This is a genomic window from Longicatena sp. 210702-DFI.1.196 (assembly GCF_020563125.1).
GTDB classification, from domain to species: domain Bacteria; phylum Bacillota_I; class Bacilli_A; order Erysipelotrichales; family Erysipelotrichaceae; genus Longicatena; species Longicatena caecimuris.
On record NZ_JAJCPX010000063.1, the window covers coordinates 1 to 8,398 of the forward strand.

Genomic DNA, 8,398 nt, shown 5'->3' on the forward strand with positions numbered 1-8,398 from the left:
AACCCCATGATAATTTAGAGGCAGGTTTTATCCCCACGATAATTTAAATATCCCAAATAAATAGTAGAGCCTTCTATACAAGTGAATTGAGATAGAAGGCTTTTTTTAGTGACAGATTGACTCCTAATGATTCTGAATATTCGAATATCATTTATGTTAAAGATGTAAATTGATAATCATAAAAAGAGAACTGTAACGCTTAACAGTTCTCATAATAGGAAATGAAGGGTAATGTTATGAAACTATTCTCCTAGCTCTAATGTAGCTACTAGAGGATTGTGGTCAGACAATTTAGAAGGAATCATTTTAACTTCTTTGATCGTGATGTTTTTTGACACAATGATGTTGTCGACACTGTTTACTTTCATAGTATCATCAACGCCATTATACGTATCTAACCATTTGCCATCTAAACCATTGGCAATATGATATTTTTCTTTAAATGCATCAAATTCTTTTGTGGACTGATCGGCATTAAAATCACCAACTGCAATTACATATTTGCAAGTATCGCTGTCCATGGCTTTCATTAAGGTTTCCATCTGCTGTTTGCGCAATTTCTGATCTTCATAGCTTAAATGAGTGTTATAGAAGGCGATTTCTTTGCCGTCTTTTTCAATTACGACACGCTGATATAAACGTGGTTCAATAGGATTCTTTGCGGATACAGCATCCATCTTTGCTTCGGATTCTTTATTGTCTGGATCATAGTCTTTGTAAGCATCCGCCAATTCCTGTGCGATTTCTTTACCAGCAAATAAATCGCTATACAATTTAGTAGCATCTTTGCTCTTGAATTCATATTTCGATACTGTCGCAATACCATATTCACCACCGGAGAAAGCGATGGCATTTGAGAAGAATGCATCCTTGTAAGGATCAACTTTGAATTTGCTGACTACATCATAGTGATTACGTCTTGTCATGTTATCGACTTCTTGAAGTCCGAAAATCTCAACACCGTTTTCTTCCAATAATTTACGCTGTGCATCTACATCTGGCTGTGATTTTGCGTCAATGTTGTTTGATGCGACAACCAGTGTATTGCCGCTTGTTTCCTTTTTGTCCTTGTCGGCATTGTTGTTAGAACATCCTGTTGCAGTTGCCAATAAAGTCATGGCACATAAAGCACATAATAATTTTTTCATAGTTTCCTCCTGTTTTACGAACATAAACATGTAAAGCTGGATCCAGAGCAGAACGATATCTACATGAAACTACAAAAAAAGGCATAAGTTTTTCCCCAAAAACTCATGCCTGATTGAACAGTAACACGTTTTATCATTTCGCTTCTAACTTTTACACACAAATGATAAGCGTTTACATTTCGTTTGTCAATCCCTTTTTTTAAAAAATTTTTATTTGCGATATTTACAATTTGTGAAAAAATGTTATCATGAAAACGTTTTATAATTCTAGAAAAGGAAGTGGTTTCATGACTTGGTATCGAAAATTATGGGTTGCCTGTATGCCTCTTTTGTTGTTTCTTCCTATAGTTTCTATCATGGCTAGTATCAGTCAGCTACTTGCTGAAATCCTTCCTTTTATGACACTATTTGTTCGTCTGGATGCCTTGTATGCTAAGGCGCTGCCTTTCTTACTGGCAGGCTTTGTATCTTATCAGTTTTGTAGACATAAGGATGGCAGTGTTGTCTTATCGGCAATGATTGCTTATTTACTCATCATCAGTGTTTTACAAAGTGAGGTTTTGAATGAGGCTTTTGCTTATCAATGGCATGTAGATGTGGCTGTAGATTATATTCAAAATCCATTGACTGCCATCTTATGCGGATTGGTTGCGGCAAAGCTATTTGAGCGGTTTTCGCAAGTACAGTTGCCCAAAAGTCTGGCTTTTTTCAGTGGACGTCGTTTGGTCCCGATATTAACTATTTTCATCATGTTGGGATTGGCTGTTCCGTATTACTTTATCTGGACATTTACAATACGTCAATTGTTCTCTTTAACAGCTGTATTATATGAGCATGGAATAGTTGGGGCAAGCATTAGTAAAGTCCTGAATAGTGGACTTGTGATTGTTGGTTTACGTGATATCAGTGATGGTTTTTATATCCTTCCCGGTTTTCAGAAGGGCATTACCGTCATGCAATATGGTGTAATGCCTGCATTTATGCTTTCCTGGATGGTATTCCTTCTTCATAAGAAACGATATCCCATGGCTATTTTTGTGAGTTTGTGTCTGTTACAATGCCTCTTATCACAGGCTAGTGACGCTTTTGTGTTGTATTTGTTTATCAGCGCACCGCTATTATGGCTTGTATATTGCATAGGGAGTGGCTGTATATTTTATTTGGCTTACTTTTCTGTTTCAGGTGGATTGCTGACGGTCGTTTTTGGTAGTATCTATATCAGCTTGCTATGGCTTTCTTATAAAAGACAGTGGCTTTATTTACCCCAGGAAAAGCGTGGTGCTATCCATGATGAATATGTCGTAGAACTGTTAGAAGTTTTTGGCGGCATGGAGAATATAAGAGTGATGAAAGCGATGAATCGCAGCTTATTTATCACTGTGTATGACATGGATTTTGTAGATGAACAACGATTACAAAAGCTGTGCGCTTATCATCTTGCAAAGGATGAATACTGCTATGAATTGGCGGCAGGTAACCAGGCATTTGCTTTGCAGCAAGCGTTGCAAAGGTTACAGGAAAAAGAATTACAGCAATTGCTGTTGTAAAAGGAGGGACATCATGCAAATCATACATGTTTACAACAACAATATTGTTTCGGCAATTAGAGGCAAACAGGAAATGATCATTGTCGGAGCAGGAATCGGCTTTCATAAACGGCCCGGCGATACGGTAGATGAAAAACGCATTGAAAAGACATATACCTTTGAAGATGAACAGAAAAAACAGCTGCATATGCTGTTGGAACGTACACCTATTTTGTATTTTCGAATTGCTGAAGTCATAGCCCGTAAGGCATGCGAGACTTTAAAAATAGAAGTGAGCCCACAGCTATTGATCTCATTGAGTGATCACATCCATTATGCGGCAGAACGTAAGAAACAGAATATCAATGTTCCTAATTTCATGTTAAATGAAATCAAAACATTGTATAAAAGAGAATTTAAAGTGGGTCTGTGGGCGTTAAAGCTCATTCAGGCAAATACGGAAATCAGTTTCCCAGAGGATGAGGCTGGTTATATTGCCATGCATATCGTCAATGCCACATTAAACAATGGTGGGCGTAGCAGTAATGTATCAAAAATCTTACGTTTCATTAAAGATGTACAGCGAATCGTTGAGGAAACGTATCAGGTTCATCTTGATGAGAATGAACTTAACTTTTCACGTTTTATTACGCATTTAAAATTTTTGGGACAGCATATGTTTTCAAATCAAAAGACGAAAAAAGAAGAGCTTGGCGATTTGTATGCCTTTTTGATAAAACGCAATGATAAAATGGAACATTGTATTCATCAGATCAGAGAAACGATCAAAGAAAAATATCATTATGAGCTACAGGAAAATGAACAGGTGTATCTGATGATCCATATTGGAAAGCTGATTGATTAAGATGAAACTACAGAAATTAGGAAGAGCCCTCATGTTGCCAATCGCCGTCTTCCCGGCTGCGGCATTGCTTATGGGGATTGGCTATGCATTAGAAGAAAGTGGTATGGAAAATCTATATTTTATGGCAATGATCTTGCAGAAAACAGGAAATGTTATCATCTCTCAGATGCCAATGATTTTTGCGATCGGTGTAGCTTATGAACTAAGTGATGATAAAAGTGGTTTAGCTGCCTGTAATGGATTATTATGTTTTCTTATTATCACCAGTTTGCTTTCGGTATCGAATGTCTCTTTTTTAGAAGATACCTTGCGCTTTCGGGTAGATGAAGCTTTTGGCAATATTAATAATCAGTTCATTGGGATTTTAAGTGGTCTGTTAGCTGCATTTAGTTATCGTCGTAAACATGTTTCTACAAACTATTTACCTGCTGATTTTAGGGTCTTGGTTTATACCTCCATCTTTGCTATGCTTTGTTCCATCGTTTTATATATCGTCTGGCCTCTCATTTTTACATTGCTTATTTCCATTGGCACCATGATCAAGGATATGGGACCTTTGGGCGCAGGTATTTATGCGTTTTTAAATCGCCTGTTGGTTCCATTGGGATTGCACCATATGTTAAATTCTATCTTTTGGTTTGATGTGATTGGTATTAATGATATTGGCAATTATTGGGCAGGCACGGGAATACGCGGAGTCACGGGCATGTATCAGGCAGGGTATTATCCAATCATGATGTTTGGTGTGGTAGCCATGGCTTTGGCGATGTATCAATGCTGTTTTATTACGCGGAAAAAGAAGATGAAGCCGTTTTTTGTATCCTCTGCTATTGCGTCGTTTCTCACCGGTGTTACGGAGCCATTAGAATTCTCCTTTATGTTCTTATCTCCATTGCTCTATGTGATGCATGCTTTACTGACTGGTATTTCGGTGTTTATGGCAGCCAGCTTACAATATATTGCTGGCTTTAGCTTTAGTGCCGGGGCTATTGACTTTGTATTGGCGAGTTCGCTCCCTATGGCAGTAAAACCATATATGCTATTCGTTCAAGGTGGGCTTTTCTTTGTGATATATTATGTGCTATTTCGATTAATGATCAAGAAATTTGATCTTTGTACTCCGGGAAGAGAGAATGATCAAAATGAGCCGTTTCAAGAAGGAAGTATTGCTGCTGAAGATTTGAATGAGATGGCAAAAGTCATCATTGAAGGCTGTGGCGGGGCAGAAAATATCATTGCGATTCATTCCTGTATCACACGTCTTCATATCACATTAAAAGATCAGGATAAGTTTGTTTTTAAGCGCATTCGTCAAAATGGTGCTGCCGGTTATTTAAAGACAAAAGAAGAAATTCAGATTGTGTATGGTGCGCATGTGGATGCTATCATGGATGTATTAAAAAATTATCAATTGTAATCAGTTAAACGACGGGGAAGCCATGCAACGTATAGAAAGATACAGAAAACTTCATGGCAATTCTTTCAAAGATTGCTTCTTTTTATGATGCCCATCATTGAAAATCATAAACTTAATGTTTTGTTCATACGGTAAGTTTGTTATAATAGTAGATGCTGGAGGGATACTATGTCCAATACATTTCATAAAGAAGATTTTTTTCATGTTGTAAAATCATATGGCATAACTTTGCAGGATACGCAGCTGCAACAATTTGCCATGTATGCTGCTATGCTCCTTGAATGGAATCAAAAAATGAATTTGACGGCGATTACGGATATGGATGAAATCTATGAAAAACATTTTCTGGATTCTATATTGCCCTCCTTTGATGTAAAACTGAAGGGTACTTTCTGTGATGTTGGGGCAGGTGCTGGGTTTCCTAGCATCCCTTTGAAAATCGTTTACCCTGACTTAGAAATTACGATTGTAGAAACATTAGGAAAACGAATTACTTTTTTAGAAGCTCTGTGTCATCAGCTGAAGTTAAACAATGTGCATTGTGTACATGCAAGAGCTGAAGATTATGCGAAAGAACATCGGGAAAGCTTTGATATCGTCAGCGCAAGAGCGGTTGCAAACTTAACAATGCTTTCAGAATTATGCATTCCGTTGGTAAAGGTAGGCGGTATGTTTTTGGCATTAAAGGGTGCCAATGCGCTAGAGGAGTATGCGTTGGCTGAAAAAGCAATTCGCCTTCTTGGATGTGAGGAGAAACGCAGGGATGAAAAAGTGCTGTCGGATGGTTCCAAAAGGGTCAATTTTGTCTTTGAAAAGGTAAAGAAAACCCCATTGAAATATCCAAGAGCATTTGCGCAAATAAAGAAAAATCCCCTTTGAGGAGGAATAGAATGGAAGATACAAAGATGATAGCAATCGATTTGATTGAACCGAATCCATATCAGCCACGCTTGGAATTTGATCAAGACGCGCTAATGGATCTGGCACAATCAATTCGTGAAAATGGTTTGATTCAGCCAATCACCGTACGAAAGGTTAATGATAAATATCAAATCATCGCCGGTGAACGTCGATTCCGTGCATTACGTTTAAATGGTGCTGTAGAAGTACCGGCAAATATTATGGATGCTGATGAAGTACAGATGGCAGAAATGGCATTGGTTGAAAATATTCAAAGAGAGAATTTAAGTGCCATAGAAGAAGCCAAATCGTATGTGGAAATCATGAAATATGCTGGCATTAATCAATCGCAGCTGGCTTTACGTGTAGGTAAATCACAAAGCTCTATTGCCAATAAAATTCGCTTGTTAAATCTGGATGAGGAAGTACAGGAGGCAGTCAGTGCACGCCGTATCAGTGAACGTCATGCCCGTGCTTTGTTAGGCTTAGATGAAGAAAAACAGAAACAGACATTGCAGAAAATAGAAAAAAGAGGTCTGACCGTTGCACAGACAGAAAAATTATTAAAGGAAGAGGCACAAGGGCCAAAACCAAAGAAAAAAGTTATGCTGAAAGGCATTAGTAAGAGTATACGTATTGCTTTAAATACCATTCATCAAGCGGTAAGCATGGTGAATCGGGCAGGCTGTGAGGCACTCATGCAGGAAGAAGAACGTGAGGATGATGTCATCATAACCATACGCATTCCGAAATAGAAAGGTCTGGTTACATATGGGAAAAATTATTGCTGTTTCAAATCAAAAGGGGGGCGTTGGTAAAACGACCACTTCGATTAATTTAGCGGCAGGGTTAGGATATTTAGGTAACAAGGTTCTGTTGGTAGACTTTGATCCACAGGGCAACGCAACACAGGGAGTCGGTGCTGAAGTAGGTGAAGATAAACTTTCTGTATACAATTTGATTATGGAACATTATGAGGTGAGAGACATTCGTAAAAAGTTATCATCACCTCCGATAGATATCATACCAGCCAATATATCTTTAGCAGGTGCCGATTTGCAGATGGTAAAATTTGAGGTTGGAAAAGAAGAATTATTAAAAAACAAATTAGAACCGATTAAGGATGAATACGATTTTATCATCATTGACTGTCCGCCTTCTTTAGGCTTGTTGAATACCAATGCCTTAACGGCGGCAGATTCGGTTATTATTCCAGTACAGTGTGAATATTATGCGTTGGAAGGTGTGACACAACTTTTATTAACGATTCGTCTGGTACAGCAGCTGTTTAATAAGAATCTGATGATTGAAGGTGTGATCTTAACGATGTATGATGGACGTACGAAATTAAGCGTAGAAGTGCAACAGGAAGTTCGTCAGCATTTCAAAGATCGTGTATATAAAACCTATATACCTCGAAATGTAAAATTAAGCGAGGCACCATCACGTGGTATGTCGATTTTTGAATATGATGTACGTTGTGAAGGAGCAAAAGCATATGCCGGATTAGCGAATGAGGTTGTCCGCATGAATAAGAAGGCGAAGGCCAGATAGGAGGTAAGCGTCAATATGGCAAAAAAAGAGAACAATGCCAGACTGGGCAAAGGACTATCGGCTATCTTTGGTGAAGATGTCAGCAATGTTTTAGAAGACATTCAGCAAGGGAAAAGCGAGGTTCATGAAGACAGCAAGTTTGAGGTGGATGTTAAGGATGTAAAACCGAATCCTTATCAGCCAAGAAAACACTTTGATGATGATAAGATTCAGGAATTGGCAGATTCGATTAAATTACATGGTGTGTTTACACCAATCTTAGTTAAAAAAGCAGTCAAAGGTTATGAACTAATTACCGGTGAGCGTCGTTTACGTGCCAGCAAGCTAGCTGGGTTAAAGCGTATTCCGGCCATCCTGATGGATTTTGATGATCAGCAGATGATGGAGATTGCCTTATTGGAAAACATTCAGCGTGAAGATCTGAATGCTATTGAAGAGGCGCAAGGCTATGAAAAGCTGATTAAGAAACTAGGATATAAACAGGAAGAATTAGCACATCGTATTGGGAAATCCCGTGAACATGTTGCCAATATGTTACGATTATTAAAATTGCCTGCATCTGTGCAACAGCATGTAGTGAATAATGAACTCAGCATGGGGCATGTACGCGCCCTGTTATCCTTGAAAGATCCAAAACTCATGGAAGAGGTAGCGCAAAAGGCAATACAATTGCATTTATCTGTGCGTGCCGTGGAAACGCTTGTTAAAAATATGAATGAGCCTAAGCCGGAACCGGTGAAAAAAGAGCGAGACGTTAATCTGGATCAGGTAGAGAAACGATTACAGAGTCGTTTTGGCACAAAAGTAAAAATTGATGAAAAACAAATTGTCATTAAGTATCATGGCAACGATGACCTCAATCGTGTACTTGAGATGATTGGCGGATTAGATGAAGAAATGTAAGAAAGATGCGATGTATTCGTGTCTTTTTGTGGGGCTCTAAATTAACGTGGGGTTGAGCGAAAAAAGGCTCTAAATTATTGTGGGG

Annotated in this window: 8 protein-coding genes; 7 read left to right on the forward strand and 1 reads right to left on the reverse strand. The window is 38.4% G+C overall.

Annotation, left to right across the window (positions count from 1 at the left end; all coding sequences use genetic code 11):
* Window positions 1-242: 242 nt before the first annotated feature.
* Window positions 243-1,148 carry an endonuclease/exonuclease/phosphatase family protein gene (locus LI241_RS15100; RefSeq protein WP_008691176.1) on the reverse strand — a complete coding sequence of 302 codons (906 nt, stop codon included), beginning with the start codon at window positions 1,146-1,148 and terminating at the stop codon, window positions 243-245.
* A 287-nt stretch (window positions 1,149-1,435) separates the two neighbouring features.
* Between LI241_RS15100 and LI241_RS15105 the strand changes: the two genes are divergently transcribed.
* The 7 genes from LI241_RS15105 (at window position 1,436) to LI241_RS15135 (ending at window position 8,313) form a co-directional block, all read left to right on the forward strand.
* Entirely contained in the window at window positions 1,436-2,695 is a 1,260-nt protein-coding gene (locus LI241_RS15105) for a PTS transporter subunit EIIC (protein ID WP_008691178.1), read from the forward strand.
* A 13-nt stretch (window positions 2,696-2,708) separates the two neighbouring features.
* Window positions 2,709-3,539 (forward strand): PRD domain-containing protein, encoded by an 831-nt coding sequence (locus LI241_RS15110; protein ID WP_008691180.1) that lies wholly within the window; start codon window positions 2,709-2,711, stop codon window positions 3,537-3,539.
* Window position 3,540: 1 nt separating this feature from the next.
* Complete coding sequence (locus LI241_RS15115) at window positions 3,541-4,956, forward strand: PTS transporter subunit EIIC (protein WP_226897107.1); 1,416 nt, start codon at window positions 3,541-3,543, stop codon at window positions 4,954-4,956.
* Window positions 4,957-5,124: 168 nt separating this feature from the next.
* The gene (gene rsmG, locus LI241_RS15120; RefSeq protein WP_008691184.1) at window positions 5,125-5,835 is read left to right on the forward strand and encodes a 16S rRNA (guanine(527)-N(7))-methyltransferase RsmG; all 711 of its coding nucleotides are present in this window, start codon (window positions 5,125-5,127) and stop codon (window positions 5,833-5,835) included.
* A gap of 11 nt (window positions 5,836-5,846) precedes the next feature.
* Complete coding sequence (locus LI241_RS15125) at window positions 5,847-6,611, forward strand: ParB/RepB/Spo0J family partition protein (RefSeq protein ID WP_008691186.1); 765 nt, start codon at window positions 5,847-5,849, stop codon at window positions 6,609-6,611.
* Between the two features lie 16 nt (window positions 6,612-6,627).
* Window positions 6,628-7,410: a ParA family protein gene (locus LI241_RS15130; RefSeq protein ID WP_008691188.1), complete on the forward strand. Its 783-nt coding sequence runs from the start codon at window positions 6,628-6,630 to the stop codon at window positions 7,408-7,410.
* Window positions 7,411-7,425: 15 nt separating this feature from the next.
* Window positions 7,426-8,313 carry a ParB/RepB/Spo0J family partition protein gene (locus LI241_RS15135; protein ID WP_008691189.1) on the forward strand — a complete coding sequence of 296 codons (888 nt, stop codon included), beginning with the start codon at window positions 7,426-7,428 and terminating at the stop codon, window positions 8,311-8,313.
* The last annotated feature ends 85 nt before the right edge of the window (window positions 8,314-8,398 follow it).